The organism is Paenibacillus sp. FJAT-27812, assembly GCF_001273905.1.
Taxonomy (GTDB): domain Bacteria; phylum Bacillota; class Bacilli; order Paenibacillales; family Paenibacillaceae; genus Pristimantibacillus.
Window position 1 is genome coordinate 5553468 of the sequence record NZ_LIGH01000001.1, and the last position, 17378, is coordinate 5570845.

A 17378-nucleotide genomic window follows, 5' to 3' on the forward strand; every position below is an offset into this window, starting at 1 on the left:
ATAATGAGGTGAGAAAAAATGAATATGAAATCGAAATCACAAGCCGAGCTTAATAAAACGGAACTTCCCCGCGACTGTACATTTACTCCGAATGATTGGCATGTTCTCTCCAATTACTGGTACCCCGTAGCCGTTGCAAGCGAGATTGCGGATAAACCAGTCGCCGTCAAGCTGTTAGATGTTAAGCTCGTTTGCTATCGAAGCCACGGCAAAGTCGTTATCGCCCGAGATCTATGCTTTCACCGCGGCGCCCCTCTTAGTAAGGGCTGGGTGGAGAATGACGAAATCGTATGCCCGTATCACGGTTTTCGCTACAATTGCGAAGGTGCCTGCATCGCAGTTCCGGCACATCCAAGCTCCAAAATTTCACCCAAGCTAAAATTGATTATGTATCCTGCCATCGAGAGATATGGTCTAATCTGGACTTCACTTGCTTCTACCAATGAACAAATTCCGGAATTCGCAGGCTGGGATGATCCGGATTTCATTAATATTTTACCGCCTAGCTTTGATATCGCCGGTTCGGCAGGACGCCAGATGGAAGGTTTCTTGGATGTATCCCATTTTGCATACGTGCATACCGAAACCTTTGGAGATCGCAACAACACCGAAGTGCCGCAATACAAGGTAAAAAGGGAAGGGGATCAGCTGCTTGCCGATTATTGGAGCACGGTCAGCAACTATGGCAAGGGGCAGGAAAACCCTGCGCCTGAAGGTTCTATGTGGCTACGCGCTTTTCGGGTATTTGCTCCATTTGCCGCGTCGCTTACGGTTCATTTTCCGGATGAGGCAAAGCTGATGATTCTAAATTGCGCATCTCCGGTCTCGGCACGTTTTACGCGTTTATTTTGTCCGATATCACGGAATTTCGATAAACAAGCGCCAGTCGAAGATACGGTAAACTTTAATTTGCAAGTGTTTCAAGAAGATCGGGAAATGGTCGAAGCTCAAACGCCAGAAGATCTTCCGCTTGATCTGGCGGCAGAAGCTCATATTCCTGCCGACCGCACATCCATTGCTTACCGCCAGCTTCTTACCGAGCTTGGACTCGGCAGGAACTACACGTCTTAGTTTCAATTCCAGCGCTGCATACAAGTTGCAGTCAAAGCGATATCTCATTTATAATGTAGGGGCAAGGGAGGCGATAGGTATGGCAAATCAAATTGCCGGAAGAAGAATCTGCTCATGCAAAGCCTAGTATTAGGGCGATACTTTGCATGGGGCCGGAATGAAATATTTTCGCCCAATTCAGCTTATATCGTTTCTAATGATGGCTTTGCCACTTATATTTTCAATAAAAATAAGGGGCTGAAAAGCAATGAGTAATCCATTTATTAGAAACCATCAATATAACTTAATAAAAAAACAGGTAAACCTGCTGCAAACTGCGTGCAACACCGTATCTGATCCGAAAGTAGTGGAGGCGGTAAGGTCCAGCGCGCAAATCAAATCAATAGAGGCGTTCCCGGAAGCGACAGAGCTTCAAAAGCAGCATCTGGAGAAGATTTCGACGCTAAATAAGACGGAAGATTTCCAGCACTATTTGGAATCGTTAGAACCTTTGATGATGCCTTTTGCAGAAGTGACTGCAGCCCAAATCAAAAAGCTCTTTCACAAAGTGAAGAAGCTTAAGGTCCCCGATTTAGATGCTTTTGATTACCGTTATGTTACTTACATGGGCTGGCGCGATATTGCGTCGAACAAATTGTTTCTCGTGTATCGTCTTAACGGGCAGCTTGTCGGAATTGAAGGGAAGTTAACGCCTACAAATAAGAAAAGCACCTGTTTTTTGTGTAATCGGCATGAGGAGATCGCCTTGATTACGGCGATTGCGAAGAAGCCAGCCAATGCTTCTCCCGATTACTACAAAGCGATTGGCAATTATATGTGCGTGAACAGCGATGTTTGCAATAAGAACATCACGGATACCGCCGCATTAGATAAATTCATTAGCAGCTTATTAGGTCAATAAAACAAACAAGCGATCCCGTATGGGATCGCTTGTTTGTTTTGAGCAAGTCAGCTTATTTTACAGAATTCACTGCTTGTTTCTCAATTGCAGCAACAGTTGCATTAATGCGCCGGATGACCTCAGGATCGAATTTATGATTCCGCTCATATGTGAGGAGACCGTTTACTTCCTGTTCGACATCGTAGAGCTGCGTGTAGCAAAATGCGCAAACGTACGGGTTCTCCAGCAGCGTTAACGTTAATCCTTCATACCGGGAGATGAATTCTTCCTCCGAACGCGGACGATCGCCATAACCCCAGCTCTTCTGATCGACTTGGCCTGGATTCCACCAAATGCCGCCATATTCACTGACGAAGTAAGGCTGGCCTTCGTATTTTTGACGATTGTCGAAGGTGACGAAACGATCTCCGCCGCTGCGCATTGCCTCATAATGTTGAGCAAATTTTTCCGGATTCTGTTCATAATCATGGACATCAAAAATATCTGTGATGACATGGAAATTGCCGCTCGTGTCAATGACTGGGCGAGTAGCATCCAATGACTTGGTCACTTGGTAGGTAATGCGCAGCACCTCATCATTTTGTCGGGCGCCTTGCGGACCGTCCCACGTTTCATTGAACGGGCACCAGCCCACTAAAGCAGGGCTATTATAGTCGCGTTTGACGATCTCCATCCACTCAGGCAAAAATTGTTGAAGGCCAATTGCCGTCGTAATATCGAGACCCCAGTTCGCATGCTCGCCCCAAACGATGTAGCCCAATTGATCTGCCCAGTACAAGAAACGCGCCTCAAACACCTTCTCATGCAAGCGTGCGCCATTAAAACCAAGGCTCATTGACAATTCAATGTCTCTTTTAAGATCTTCATCCGTTGGAGCCGTATAAATGCCTTCAGGATAGAAGCCTTGATCCAGCACCAAACGTTGGAATACAGGTTTGCCGTTAATGAGGATTGCATTGCTATCCCATTTTACAGAGCGAAGGCCAAAATAGCTTTCAACCGTATCGATGATTTTATCGTTATGTTGAAGAGATAAAGTCAGGTCATAAAGATTAGGCGAACCTATCTCCCACAAATGGCTTTCGGATAGCTTAACCGTCAAACGACCTTGATTGCCATTTACTACAGCGGATTGTAAGCCTACCGTTTTGCCGCCGAATTTTGCTTCTACAACAAAAGTTAAACCATCTGCCCCCAGAAACTCACCCTCGACATGAAGGGATTGATTCTCAGCATCCGGAGTCAGCTTGAAGGTTTGCATATATTGTTCGGGTACGGACTCCAGCCATACGGTCTGCCAAACGCCAGTTGTTCTCGTATAGTCGCATCCATGGGAATGATACATGCCCGATTGCTTGCCGCGAGGCTGCAAACCTGAACGGAGATCGTCTTCCGCACATACCGTTAACACATTTGTGCCGGCTTGGAGCAGGTGGGTGATATCAAGGGCAAAGGAAGAATAACCGCCACGATGCGTGCCTGCGGATTTTCCGTTCACCCACACTTCCGTTTCGTAATCGACCGCGCCAAAATGTATGAGTGTACGGCTGCCTTTCCATTCAGCAGGTATTTCGATTTCCTTGCGATACCAGACGGCTGGCATAAAATCTTTACTCTCAATGCCTGAAAGTTTGCTCTCCGGGCAGAAAGGGACGATAATTTTATCTTTTAGTGAAGAAGCTTCAAACAGATTGCGCTGCTTTCCGCTTTTGCCATAATCGATCTCAAATTCCCACTCGCCGTTCAGGTTGCGCCATTCGGAGCGAACCATCTGCGGACGCGGATATTCTGGTCTTGGAATAGGTTGTTTAGCTGCTGTCACAATAATCCTCCTCGTAATCTTGTTAATTTTAAAGTTAATTATAAAAGATGTATTTCAAGGAAATCGACTCAAAACCAGTATATGAAAACGATTATAGGGTTGTCAACAGCGAATATTCGTAAATAATCATCCTTGTAGATAACTTTAAGGTTAATCTAAAACATTTTCGAGCCTTCATCCTAAACCTTTCCGCAACCGGCTTATGGCTAAGCGATTTACTGCTAGCCGGTTGTTTTTGGGATAGGGGTTTATCTTTTTTCTTAGTCAGAATCCATACCGTTAATCATTCCTATCACGCGTTTGTATAAAATAATCACAATAGAATGAGCATTGTATTCACTATCCATGATGTTATAATTGCTCATGAGCGAGATGAGAATGATAATCATTAATGACATTTCGTTACTACCATACATACACAGGAGTGGGTTAAACATGTTTCTGCATGCAGGTTCGCGCAACAACATACGAAGAGGTCTCCTTGCGCTTCTAATTATCATTACGGTGCTCGCAGGCTGCAGCACTTCGCGAGAGAAGAACGTTTCTGAAGAAACAACGAACAATGGAAATGCACAAACAGACACAGCAGCAAAGAACGACGAGATCGTACAGGCAAGTGACAGCGGAACACGGATCGTAAAGGATTTTTTCGGAGAGGTTGAAATTCCGGTTAAACCAAAGCGTATTGCGGCCATCTATTTGGAGGATTATTTAGTTGCCCTTGGCGTGGAGCCAGTCGTACAGTGGTACCATCCTTCTTGGGGCAAACAGGAATATTTAAATCTAAACGCCCCTGAATTCGATATAACGGGTAATATTGAAGCGCTGCTGGATGCAGAGCCTGATCTCATCATTACCGATGGCTACGCGGATCAAGCAAGCTATGAGAAATATTCTAAAATCGCTCCAACATACCGGATGCCTGATGAGATTTTAATGGGCAAATCGTCTGAAATTCTCTTAACCATTGCTGATCTCATAGGCGAAAAAGATAAGGCGGCAGGTCTGTTGAAGGATTACGAGCAAACCATCGCAGATACAAAAGAGAAGCTGCAAGCGGCCATCGGGAACGAATCCGTTGCTGTCATGCGACTTAATATCGGGGAGACAGACCTCAATTTGCTCGGCATTAAAAACAAATTCGTCGGCTCTATCCTGTACAAAGAGTTAGGATTAACGCCGCCAAAGATGGTCGCAGAAATGGAGAACTTCATTGAGAACATCTCCATGGAGAAGATCCCTGATCTGAATGCGGATCATATCATTATTTTGACTTCAAACGGAAAATGGACGTCGCCTGAGAATAAAGAATCTATCGATGGATTAATGAATAGTCCAATCTGGCAAAGCGTTCCTGCGGTCAAGAAAGGTAACATTTATCAAGTTGAACGGACATACTGGCAAACGGGTGCATTTAAAGCTAATCTGCTCAAGATCGAGGATTTAAAAAGATTATTGCTGAAATAACAGAAAAGCGGCAATCACTTGGCATCATTTGTCCGAAGAGCATTTCAACCTACAGTTGAAGTGCTCTTCTTTATCGTTTATAGTATTTAAATGATAATCGTTCTCACATGAGGGAAGGGACGGGTAAATCTATGCGAGAGACTAACCCCGACAGGAAAGCTTCTGTTAACAAGCTCTATCGCTTAATCAGAGTCGTTTATAAGGAATTTGGACCACATGAACAACTGAAAGTGTATAAAAAAGAAGACTTTCTATTACATATTTTTATGGACGGCGGAGGGCGCTTGGTTCTAGATGGACTTGGCTATCTTATCGAGCGTGGCAAATGCTTCATCTCTGAGCCAGGTATGACAGTCGCATGCGAAGCCTACAAACAAGGACTTTCCTATTATGAACTGGCCTTCGAGGTGCAATATATTGGACAAGGAGAGCAAGCCAGCTTGGAAAAAGGGTCGTACCAAACGTTCCCATGTGTAGGTGAAGTTGAATGCGAACCGTTCTCCCATTGCTTGGAACTGATTGAGACGCTATATAAACATTCCTTATCAGAAGCTAACGATGAGCTGTCCATGATCGATCAAAACATCTGTTTTCAAGAGCTGCTTCGCATGATTCTCAGGCAAAATCTCACCGCATCACACGCCCAGAGCAGCCGCGATGCCGTTGAGGCCACCATTGATCAGCTTCGCCGTGATTATCGCAGCGAGTGGTCGGTAAGTCAGCTCGCAGAGATGGCTGATGTTGGTCGTTGGCAGTATACACGACTGTTCAAAGAGATGACGGGTCAGGTTCCGCTGCAGTATTTGTCCGGCATCCGAATTGACCAAGCCAAGCATCTGCTGCAAGAGACCGATGACCGTTTATTTGACATCGCACAGAACGCCGGATTCGGCAATGAATTTTATTTTAACCGCCGTTTCAAGCAATCGGTTGGCCTTTCGCCAGGTCAATATCGGCGGCATTACCGGGAGGATATTCGCGTCTTCGCTCCTTTTCTTGAGGATTTTCTAGTGACGCTTGGCGTGACGCCGATCCTCCAATGCTCCATCTCGAATTGGGGAAAACAGTCCTATTTGGGACTCGAGCATATTCCAGCTGTTGATTTATTCGTTACACAAACGGTCCAGCTTCCGCTGAAGCCGGATTTTATTATAGTTGACGTTGGGTTTCAGGAAAAATGGGATCAAAATTTATTCGAGGAGAAGGTCCCGCTTTATAAAATGTCCAATCAAGGAGAAGACTGGCAGGAGACTTTACGAACGATGGCCGATTTGATCGGCAGGGGCAAGAGCGCCAAGGTTGTTGATATTATATCCGACTATGAACATAAAGCAGATGCCGCCCGGAAAAAGCTTCGCTCCATCCGGCATCAAACGACTGTTTTTCTTCGAGTCAATGCGCAAGGGATCTTAATGTATGGCGGTCCCGATAAAAGCTATACAGGTCCCGTTCTATACAAGGATTTGGAATTGACGCCTCATCCGCTTGTACGTCAACTAACGAATAACGCAAGGTTTGCCGAGCTTACAGTCGAACAGCTTGCACAGCTTGATGCCGATAACTTGTTCGTCACGTTCGAGATTTCAGACCATGAGAAGAAGAAGCTTTTTGCGTCATCCGACTGGCAATCCCTATCCGCTGTACGCAGTAACCGCGTGTTCGAGGTCGATTTTCTCAGCTGGATGAATTACGGCGTCCTCTCGCATGGCAAAAAAATCGATGACGTCCTGCGTGCGCTTGCCTAACAATCAGTAACGGCATAAGCAATATTCAATCAAGCTGCGCACGGAATCCGCATAAACAGCGGATTCTATTTTTTTTAGCAGAACAGCTGGCACGGTTACCGTATGATCGTGGAAATGCATACATATTCCGTAATATTGCATCTTATAGCTTGGGCCGCTCAGTCTCTATAATGAGAGTGTATGACAGGGAAAAGAGTATCCTCTGCCATGCCAAAATCGTCAAGCGGGGAGGGAGAACCGGAACGAAGGTGAACGCTTATAAGCGAGATGCTCTGATATGTAACCGCTATCATTTTATGAATGGAATTGCACTCCGTTTCTCGCACCGACAACTTATTGAGGAGGAATATAATGCGCAACAAGTATGTCGCGTGGTCGCTTGTCATTGCCATGCTGATCTCAAGCTTATACCTGTCTGCGGGGCCTTTCGCTCCCGTTTCTGCTGCAGGCGGACCTAATCTTACGTTAGGGAAAAACATAACCGCCAGCGGTCAATCCCAAACATACAGCCCGAGCAACGTGAAAGACAGTAATCAGGCAACTTACTGGGAAAGCACGAACAGCGCCTTCCCGCAATGGATTCAAGTCGATCTTGGCGCAAATACGAGCATAGACCAGATCGTTTTGAAGATTCCGGCAGGCTGGGAGGCGCGGACACAAACCATCGCCATTCAAGGGAGTACAAACAGCACGACGTTTACGAATATTGTTAGTCCATCGGCTTATGCGTTTAACCCTTCGATTGACAACAATTCGGTTACAATCAGCTTTGGAGCAGCAAGCACACGTTATGTTCGGTTAGAAGTAACAGGCAATACAGGCTGGCCGGCAGCCCAGCTATCCGAAATCGAAATTTATGGCGAGAGCGGACCGGCGCCGACACCAACGCCAACACCCGCGCCATCGGGCACTTACCAAGCGGAGTCCGCTGCATTGTCCGGCGGGGCAAAAGTAAACACGGACCACACCGGTTACTCCGGAACAGGCTTTGTTGACGGGTACTGGGCACAGGGCGCTGCAACAACGTTTACGGTCAACGTAGCAGAAGCAGGCAGCCGTAACGTGACGCTGAAATACGCCAATGCGAGCGGAAGCGCAAAGACGATTACCATTTACGTCAACGGTGCAAAAATTCGTCAATCCTCGCTGCCTAGTCTAGCAAACTGGGATACATGGGGCACCAGCATTGAATCGCTTAGCCTGAATGCGGGCAGCAATACGATCGCATACAAATACGATGCAGGCGATTCAGGGAACGTTAACCTAGACCAAATCTTGGTTGCCGCGACCACGAGCACCACGCCAACGCCTACATTAACGCCATCGGCTACACCGGCGCCGACAACGGCTCCAACACCGACGCCTACATCAACTCCAGTTCCAACTCCAACGACTACACCTACACCAACATCAACGCCGACAGCTCCACCTGGCGGCAACATTGCGATTGGCAAATCGATTAGCGCATCCTCCAGCACACAAACATTCGTAGCTGCAAACGCAAACGATAACAACGCCGCAACCTACTGGGAAGGCGGCAGCTCAAGCGTACTGACGCTCGATCTTGGAGCAAACCATAATGTTACATCCATCGTGCTTAAATTGAACCCGTCCACCGCATGGAGCACGCGCACCCAGTCGATTCAAGTGCTGGGACATAATCAGAATACAACGACCTTTAGCAATCTCGTTTCAGAACAATCGTATACGTTCAATCCCGCCACCGATAACACGGTGACCATTCCGGTGACGGCGACTGTAAAACGTCTGCAGCTTAACATTACGTCGAATTCCGGCGCTCCCGGCGGGCAAATCGCCGAGTTCCAAGTTTACGGCACGCCAGCGCCAAACCCGGATTTGACCATTACAGAAATGTCATGGGCACCAGCTTCACCGGTAGAAACCAGCGCCATTACGCTGAACGCGACCGTTAAGAACACTGGCAATGCCAGCTCTGCTTCAACTACGGTCAATTTTTACCTGAACAACACGCTTGCGGGATCTGCGCCAGTTGGCGTACTGGCAGCAGGCGCCTCGGCTACCGTATCACTGAATGCAGGGACGAAAGCCGCTGCTGCGTACTCGGTCAGCGCCATCGTTGATGAGAGCAACGCCATTATTGAGCAAAACAACGCGAACAACAGCTTTGCAAACCCAGCTTCGCTCATCGTTGCTCCCGTTGCCAGCTCTGACTTAGTCGGAACGGTTTCTTGGACGCCTAGCAATCCGGTTGCCAATAATGCGGTCACTTTTAACGTCAGTCTTAAAAACCAAGGAAACCTGCCTTCGGCTAGCGGTGCTCACGGGATCACCATCGTGTTAAAAAATGCTGCCGGAGCAACGATTCAAACCTATAACGGATCTTATAACGGAGCCTTGGCTGCGGGGGCATCCGCGAATGTTGCCATCCCTGGATCATGGACAGCGGCAACCGGCAACTACACGATAACAACATCGGTAGCAGCTGATGCTAATGAATTGTTAATTAAACAGGCTAACAACGTAAGCTCAACACCTCTAGTCGTCTACTCCGCTCGTGGCGCAAGCATGCCATATAGCCGATATGACACGGATGACGCAACGAGAGGCGGAGGCGCCACGCTGCAGTCCGCGCCAACATTTGATCAAGCGCTAATTGCTTCAGAAGCTTCAGGCCAGCGTTATGTTGCATTGCCTACGAATGGCTCCTACTTGCAATGGACGGTTCGTCAAGGCGATACAGGCGCTGGGGTAACGATGCGATTTACGATGCCTGACTCAGCAGATGGAATGGGACTGAGCGGTTCACTTGACGTTTACGTAAACGGAGTTAAAGCCAAGACCGTGCCGTTGACATCCTATTACAACTGGCAATATTTCTCTAGCGATCAACCCGCAGATACACCTGCTGGAGGACGCCCGCTTTTCCGTTTTGATGAGGTACACTGGAAGCTAGATACCCCGCTTCAAGCTGGCGACACGATTCGAATCCAAAAGAGCAACGCCGATAGCCTGGAATATGGCGTTGACTTCCTCGAAATCGAGCCGGTTCCCGCTGCAATTGCCCGTCCGGCAAACTCCGTATCCGTAACGGATTTTGGCGCGATAGCCAATGATGGATTAGATGATCTTGCAGCGTTTGAAGCGACAGTAACAGCTGCGGTTACATCAGGAAAAACGTTATACATTCCAGAAGGAACCTTCCATCTAGGGAACATGTGGAAGATTGGGTCGGTCAGCAATATGATCGATGATATCACGATTGCAGGCGCCGGCATCTGGCATACGAATATTCAGTTTACGAACCCGAATTCGGCTTCCGGCGGCATTTCGTTCCGTGTCAAAGGCAAGCTTGATTTCAGCCATATTTATATGAATTCAAAATTGCGATCGCGTTACCACGAGAATGCAATCTATAAAGGCTTTATGGACAATTTCGGTAAAAATTCAAAAGTGCACAATGTATGGGTTGAGCATTTTGAATGCGGGTTCTGGGTAGGGGATTACGCTCATACGCCGGCAATCTTTGCTGATGGCCTAATTATTGAGAACAGCCGAATTAGAAACAACCTTGCCGACGGCGTCAACTTCGCTCAAGGAACAAGCAATTCGACCGTTCGCAACAGCAGCGTCAGAAACAACGGAGACGACGGCCTTGCCGTATGGACGAGTAACGTCAATGGCGCGCCTGCGGGCGTAAATAATACGTTCTCCTTTAACACGATTGAAAACAACTGGCGCGCAGCAGGCATTGCGTTTTTTGGAGGAGGAGGACACAAGGCAACAAACAATATCATCATCGATACAGTAGGCGGTTCTGGCATTAGAATGAACACCGTGTTCCCGGGTTACCACTTCCAGAACAATACCGGCATTCTTTTTTCGGATACGACTATTATGAACAGCGGTACGAGTAAAGACCTTTACAACGGGGAGCGCGGCGCGATCGATCTAGAGGCTTCAAACGATTCCATCAAAAATGTAACCTTTACCAACATCGATATTGTTAACACGCAGCGCAGTGCGATTCAGTTCGGATACGGCGGCGGATTTGAAAATATCGTATTCAACAACATCAACATCAACGGGACTGGTCTCGATGGAATATTAACCTCTAGGTTCACATCGCCACATAAGGGAGCGGCCATCTACACCTATACCGGCAATGGCTCTGCTACGTTCAACAATCTAACGACCAGCAATATCGCTAATCCTAACGTGAATTACATCCAAAACGGTTTTGGTTTGATCATTCAATAAAAATGGGCAGTGGGGGGAGTTTTTCGAAACTCCTCCTTTTTAATATTACGGAATATATTTTAGGGCGGATGCATGAAGGGGGAATCAGCTCTACGTCAGCGGCGTGGGGAGTCGATCTTTTGCTGCTTTATGCTCCGTCTGTAGCCTTCGAGCAATCGTCCCGCAACCAATGGGATTTAAGTTTATCAGGATTGCGAATGGACGCCAGATGTGCCGTTCGTAAGCGTAGTCGCGGTAGAAGTAAGTGATTTCACCCACATACCCGAGGGATTTGTTACGCACACGATACCTGCCGGCAGCTATGTGAAGGTTACGCATATTGGACCGGAATCCAAAATCGGAAAAACTTATGATTCCATCCGAGATCAAGGGATCGACGGAGCACGGCCTTTTGATTTCGAATATTGGGGTTCTATTGACACCCTTGAGCAAGAAGAGAGCGCAATTGACATTTATCTGCCTATTGAAGCTTAAAAAAAGGAATCGCGTAAATGCGCGGTTTCTTTTTTTTTATGCGTCATAAGAACGGAATCGATCAATCTGTTGCGTTTGTCGTTCCACTCACGTGCTGCTAGATAATTCATCGGATATGTGCAGCAGTGTTTGCTTCGCATGGAGAAGTAACGTTAGCTGAACGACATATTTGGCTCAAAAAAAGTCGTTGCGGGCATCTATCGGATGGAGGATAATGGAAGTATTTCATTCTAGGAGGTGTACGAATGAAGGAACAAGCAGGCAATCGGAATGCCCCGGAGAAACGGCCTCAGGTAAAGCAAACAAATGAAACCTCCAGCATGCAGCCTGCAAGTGGTTTACCTATGATACAAGCGATGGCAGCCTCGAACCTTTCGCAAGCCCAGCTCCTAAGCTGGCAGCAGACGCTTGGAAACAGCCAGACACAGCAATTGATGCAGCGAATGCCGTCACCGCAAGTCGTGACAAGGGATCGCGCCGAAAAATCATCCTTGCCCCGATCAACGCTTTCAACTGGCAGCTCGCGCGGTGTCGTGCAGCGCGTGTTATCGGAAATTCGGCCAAATGAAGACTTTAAATCAGATGAGAATCCCAATAACATTGCCATCTCTGACGTATTGATCGCAGGACGCACGCCTTCTCCTTTCACCGCAACAATGGGCGCCCACTCTACGGCTTGGGTAGCTCATCTTGATGCGGTTCGCCGGCAGTTGATCGGTTATCTCCTTGATGAAGCATGTAAATATATCATTAATTTTGCCAAAGCACAGCAAGCATCGCCGCTGCTTCGGCTATCGGCCCACTTGGAGGAAGCCCATAAGAAAAAGCTCGATGATGCGAATATAGGTCTAAATACGGCGGTTTCAAACGTCGAGCCTTTCTGTGATGAAAAGAATATCATCGATTCTTTTTCCGTTATCGTGCAGCTGCAGAAGCTTATAAGCGCGCTCTTGACTTTCGTTAATTACCTGCCCATGGCAACGGTAGCTGGCGGAAATCCGGGAGGGAACGGCGAGGGCTCGGCGAGGGAATTGTTAAATTTGTACGAATCCGCGTCTTCGGCGAACGAGTTTATCGAAGGTGCGGAAGAAGAAAAAAAGAACGCAGAAAGTATGATGGAAACCGAGGATAATGCGGAACTGGCAGAGGAGAGCATACAAGAACACGAGCGGACCATTCAATATTACGAAAAGGTGCTCGCCGACATCAAGAAGGATAACAAGGCGGTAGACCTTAAGAAGAAGCCTCAGCTCAAAACGAAGGTGCAGAATCAGCTTCGCAAGCTGTTTGCCGCCGAGACGCCGGGCGTATTCGCGCAGTCCCGCGTTAACAGTCAGAATCCGGTATTGATCTGTGAAGTATGGGCGCTCGGCTTGCAGCATTTTCTTGATACAATCAGAGTTGCTTATCCATACTCCTATGAGTTTGCTGAATGGAATCAAGAGAAACAACTGACCGAAGAGCTTCGGCTGCTGCTTATCCGGCAAAATGACGCCGAAGAGGTTGAACAGAACTTTAAGCTATCCGGCAGCAATGATGAGGCCTATCAAATCATATACGATTTGCTGCGCGGCAAACGCGCCTTCCAAAATCTTGGCGGGACCAATAATGTGCCGATCGAGGATGTGCTGGCCAAACAAGCAGAACCTGTGGCAGTAGCCATCGGTCCATCCGATTTTATTAGCGAAAACAGCGGAACGCTCATGAGTACCGTTTTCCTTGATGAGAGTGGAAAAATTGGCGATGTACTTATTAAAGGCCGTACGAAAAGCCCATTTTCCAGCACCGAAGGGATGGGGGCCCATTCAACCGCATGGACCGCCCATATCGATGCCGTCCGTACCACGATGACGGGCAAGACGCCCAAAGCAGCTGCAAGAGCTTTGGAAAGCTTAGCACTTGAAGCATTTGCTTCATCAGCCTATACGGTACTGAAGGATCAGGTAGACGGCAAACAGGCTCATATGCTGGGTGAAGCGGAAGGATGGCTGCGTAAGCTTCTTGATCAAGAAATCGATTTCAGCAATTTGCAATCAGTTATTGCGCATCTTCAGCAGCTTATCTATGCTTACTTAGATTTCGTGAACGTAACGCCGCTTAGCACGGTGGTCACCGGAGGCGTCCCTGGCGGCCGAAACGAAGGCCGGCATCGCAAGCTGCTGCTGTCTTTTGAGGATAACCAGCCCATTGTCTCAACTAAACTGAAGAAGCAGCTTCAGGAGGCGCTTTACGGGTTATTTGATCCGAATGCAATCGACCGTTTTTCACCTGACTCCGATAAGAAAGGCGGGGACATTGACAATCTGGAAGCGAAAAAATGGCTCTATGGCTTGAACACGCTGCTCCATACCTTGAAGGCTGCATATCCAAAAGCCTATAAAGCTGCTAATTTTGATGAATACATTCTGAATCAGCTTGATGCGCCCGTTGAAGTCGATATGGTTACGGAGCTCGATAGGAAGGAGCAGGAGAAGGAGGATAAAAAGGATCAGGACGTATTGCTGAGTGATTTGCAGGATAGAGAGACAATCTCCCAAGTGTTACGGGCAAGATCATGGAACATCGGACAAAAGGTGCAGGTAAGCGTCCCTTTCAAGGGCTTATATGATACTGGCTACATAAACGGCCGGCTGAATGAGCAGGATTTTACGGTAAAGGTACAGTTTATTAAAGAAAGTCCTCAATATATGCAAATGGTCGGTATGGATGTTTATCAAATCGATCAAGTGCGTGCAATTGTTTAAACCGAATTTTTCAATTATCTATTTCGAAGTTATTGGCATATGCTCATGCGGCATTATGCCTTTTTTTCGCATTTATGTGTAATTCATAATTGACACCATGTATGAAATAGATTACATTATGTACATAATACTTTACTTGAAGTAAAGATTAGCAAACAGGAGGAGAAAATATGTCCTATCAGGAAAAGAAGAATATCGTGTCTCTAATGGGCAGCTTACTGGTATTTGTATTCTATTGTTTATATGTGTTCGACCGGTATCCACAAGCAACCCAAAATTCAACGGCTACCTTCGGCTTTTGGGCTTCCGTCATCTTAATCTTAATCCCGGTGTCGGTAGTTGCCAAAATCATTATTTCAATCGTATTCAATATCATTTACCGGATAGCAACGAATGAAAAAGAACCCTCATTTGCAGATGAACTAGACAAAATCATTGCGTTGAAAGCAACAAGAAACTCTCATTATGCGTTTGTCATTGGTTTTCTTCTTGCGATGGGATCGCTGGTCATGAGCATGCCGCCCTATATGATGTTCATCATCCTTATTTTCTCAGGCCTAATGTCAGAGGTGGTCGGCGTTATTACTCAGATTTATTTTTATCGGAGAGGAGTCTAAGATGGGCAAATTGCTTATTAGCAATAACGTTCGTAAATTACGTTTTAACCATAATGAAATGACCCAGCAGCAGCTAGCCGAAAAAGCTGGCGTGACCCGGCAAACGATCGTAGCGCTTGAGCAAGGAAAATATTCGCCTTCTCTGGAACTGGCTTTTCGTATCGCTTTTGTCTTCAGCTTGCCGCTCGAAGAAGTATTTTTTATCGAAAATAAGGAGGAGTTTTTATAAAAGCGATTGTTTGCACCCAATATGGAGCTTCGGAAGTTTTACAGCTGAAAGAAGTAGAGAAGCCCACACCCAACAATAATGAGGTAAGAATAAAAATATATGCAGCGGCAGTAACACCCTCGGACTGTGCTTTTCGCAAGGCAGACCCTTTTATGATCCGACTTATTTATGGCCTCAGAAAGCCCAAATATTCGATATTGGGCGTTGAGCTCGCTGGGGAAGTGGATTCGGTAGGCAAAGAGGTAACGTTATTCAAAAAAGGCGATCAGGTTTTTGGTGTAAGTCCAAACAGCTTTGGGGCTTATGCCGAGTACATGTGTTTGGCCGAAGATAAACCGCTGATCACAAAACCAGCCAATGCGACCTATGAAGAAGCCGCTGCCGTCTGTGACGGCGCCTTGACTGCATTGGTTTTCCTCAGAGATACGGCAAAAATTCAGCGCGGGCAAAAGGTATTGGTCAATGGCGCATCTGGCGCAGTAGGCGCTTATGCCGTTCAGCTTGCCAGGTTTTTCGGAGCAGAAGTGACCGGTGTATGCAGCACCAAAAACTTAGAATGGGTGAAGTCAATCGGAGCCGATAAGGTCATTGATTATACCAAAGAGGACTTTACTAAAAGCGGCCAGACGTATGATGTTATTTTCGACGCGGTAGGCAAGCTTTCATTTTCAAAATGCAAGGGCACGCTTAGCCAAAGAGGGATCTATCTCTCGACGGTACCGGCGCTTGGAACAATGCTTCAAATGCTAAGAACTTCAAAGTTCGGAAGCAAAAAAGCCATGTTCACGGCTGCAGGCTTAAAGCAGAGCAAAGAAAATCTCGTTTTCCTTAAAGAGCTTTTTGAGACGGGGAAAATAAAGGCTGTCATCGATAGACGCTATCGGATGGAAGAGGCAGCGGAGGCTCACAAATATGTAGAAAAAGGACACAAAAGAGGAAACGTCGTCCTAACTCCGCAACACTAAGGTGCTATTCTTGTCATAACTGGACTTATAGATAAAGGTTGATCTTCATTGGCGAAGACCAACCTTAAACACCCCTGAAGCCGTCAATATCCCCAGTAACATCACATGCATTTTGATGTGTTTCATTTTACTGAACGATGATCGATTAGCCCTTCCAAAAAAACATTTACTTCCTGATAAAAGCCGTTTACGTCGTCGGAATGGACACCGTGTCCGCATTGTTCAAAAACGGCAAGCTTTGTAAGAGGTCTTTGTGATACCATTCTCTTTGCCTCATCTAATTGGAGTGCCCAGCTTTTTTGCCCGTGGACTAGCAGAATAGGGCAGGATGAGGCAAGCCAGTCGCCCCAGTGATTTCCGTTTATGCCTTGGGTTGAGATTGCCATCCCTGTGATATCAAATCGAAAGCCCCAACCTTTCTCATCCTCAAACGCGCTCTCAGAAAAGTAGTCAATGGCTCTAAACCCTGCATCGGCAAGCGCTTCTCTTAGATGCTGCAAGGATGCAGAGCGTTCCGGGAGGTTAACAACGTATGAGATATCGTGATTTAATTCTACGCCAATGTCCTCTACAATGACTGCGTCGACAAGCTCAGGATATCTGGCCGCAAATTGATAGGCATTAACCCCACCGAGCGAATGACCCAGTATCGTTACAGGGGTTCCTCCAAGTTCTTGATCAATAAAAGAGAAAATGTCCGCAATATAGCTCGCTCTCGAATAGTCTTTCTCAGGAGGATGCTCGCTCCAACCATGGCCGCGCTGATCTAAAGCGATCACCCGCCAATCGGCGAATTTGTGTGCGAGCTTAGCAAATTCTCTAGCATTACCCATGTGACCGTGCAGCAGCAGAAGTATCTTATGGCTGTCGCCTTCAAAATCAAGATAGGAAAGGGTTAGATCACCCGATCTGAAAAATTTTCTAATGCCCAGTGGATGATAAGAATGCGTCATTTTGTGCTCTCCTTTTTTTTCAAAAGTTAGCTCCGAGTAAGCTGTGCTTAGCTGGGATTGATTCTAATTGTAAAGCTTAATAGTGACAGCTCTTGTCATGAATATATAAAAAGGAGGGAAAAGAATTTTAAATGCATACTTATCCCTATAG

General features: G+C 46.8%; 12 protein-coding genes. 10 read left to right on the top strand and 2 right to left on the bottom strand.

What is annotated here, in order from left to right; translation table 11 throughout:
• The first annotated feature begins 18 nt into the window (after window positions 1-18).
• On the top strand, window positions 19-1071 hold the full coding sequence (locus ADU23_RS23585) for an aromatic ring-hydroxylating oxygenase subunit alpha (RefSeq protein WP_269433126.1): 1053 nt from the start codon (window positions 19-21) through the stop codon (window positions 1069-1071).
• A gap of 247 nt (window positions 1072-1318) precedes the next feature.
• Window positions 1319-1972 (top strand): FusB/FusC family EF-G-binding protein, encoded by a 654-nt coding sequence (locus tag ADU23_RS23590; protein ID WP_053375980.1) that lies wholly within the window; start codon window positions 1319-1321, stop codon window positions 1970-1972.
• Between the two features lie 52 nt (window positions 1973-2024).
• Here the strand turns inward: ADU23_RS23590 and ADU23_RS23595 are convergent, their stop codons facing one another.
• The gene (locus ADU23_RS23595; RefSeq protein WP_269433127.1) at window positions 2025-3794 is read right to left on the bottom strand and encodes a glycoside hydrolase family 2 protein; all 1770 of its coding nucleotides are present in this window, start codon (window positions 3792-3794) and stop codon (window positions 2025-2027) included.
• A 435-nt stretch (window positions 3795-4229) separates the two neighbouring features.
• Between ADU23_RS23595 and ADU23_RS23600 the strand changes: the two genes are divergently transcribed.
• The 8 genes from ADU23_RS23600 (at window position 4230) to ADU23_RS23635 (ending at window position 16274) form a co-directional block, all read left to right on the top strand.
• Entirely contained in the window at window positions 4230-5261 is a 1032-nt protein-coding gene (locus ADU23_RS23600; RefSeq protein WP_053375981.1) for an ABC transporter substrate-binding protein, read from the top strand.
• A gap of 131 nt (window positions 5262-5392) precedes the next feature.
• Window positions 5393-7006 carry an AraC family transcriptional regulator gene (locus ADU23_RS23605; RefSeq protein ID WP_231637519.1) on the top strand — a complete coding sequence of 538 codons (1614 nt, stop codon included), beginning with the start codon at window positions 5393-5395 and terminating at the stop codon, window positions 7004-7006.
• A gap of 351 nt (window positions 7007-7357) precedes the next feature.
• Window positions 7358-11245 carry a discoidin domain-containing protein gene (locus ADU23_RS23610; RefSeq protein ID WP_053375982.1) on the top strand — a complete coding sequence of 1296 codons (3888 nt, stop codon included), beginning with the start codon at window positions 7358-7360 and terminating at the stop codon, window positions 11243-11245.
• Between the two features lie 210 nt (window positions 11246-11455).
• Window positions 11456-11719, top strand: coding sequence for an effector binding domain-containing protein (locus ADU23_RS23615; protein WP_053375983.1), 264 nt, complete (start codon window positions 11456-11458; stop codon window positions 11717-11719).
• Window positions 11720-11964: 245 nt separating this feature from the next.
• A complete protein-coding gene (locus tag ADU23_RS23620) occupies window positions 11965-14463 on the top strand; it encodes a hypothetical protein (protein ID WP_053375984.1) in 2499 nt (832 codons plus the stop codon).
• Between the two features lie 170 nt (window positions 14464-14633).
• Complete coding sequence (locus ADU23_RS23625) at window positions 14634-15080, top strand: hypothetical protein (RefSeq protein ID WP_053375985.1); 447 nt, start codon at window positions 14634-14636, stop codon at window positions 15078-15080.
• Window position 15081: 1 nt separating this feature from the next.
• On the top strand, window positions 15082-15309 hold the full coding sequence (locus tag ADU23_RS23630; protein ID WP_053375986.1) for a helix-turn-helix transcriptional regulator: 228 nt from the start codon (window positions 15082-15084) through the stop codon (window positions 15307-15309).
• Window positions 15306-16274: an NAD(P)-dependent alcohol dehydrogenase gene (locus tag ADU23_RS23635; RefSeq protein WP_053375987.1), complete on the top strand. Its 969-nt coding sequence runs from the start codon at window positions 15306-15308 to the stop codon at window positions 16272-16274. The genes ADU23_RS23630 and ADU23_RS23635 overlap by 4 nt, the downstream gene beginning before the upstream one ends.
• Before the next feature lie 122 nt (window positions 16275-16396).
• On the opposite strand, the gene ADU23_RS23640 is transcribed toward ADU23_RS23635, so the two are convergent.
• Window positions 16397-17227, bottom strand: a complete 831-nt coding sequence (locus ADU23_RS23640) for an alpha/beta fold hydrolase (protein WP_053375988.1) — start codon at window positions 17225-17227, stop codon at window positions 16397-16399.
• Window positions 17228-17378 lie beyond the last annotated feature (151 nt).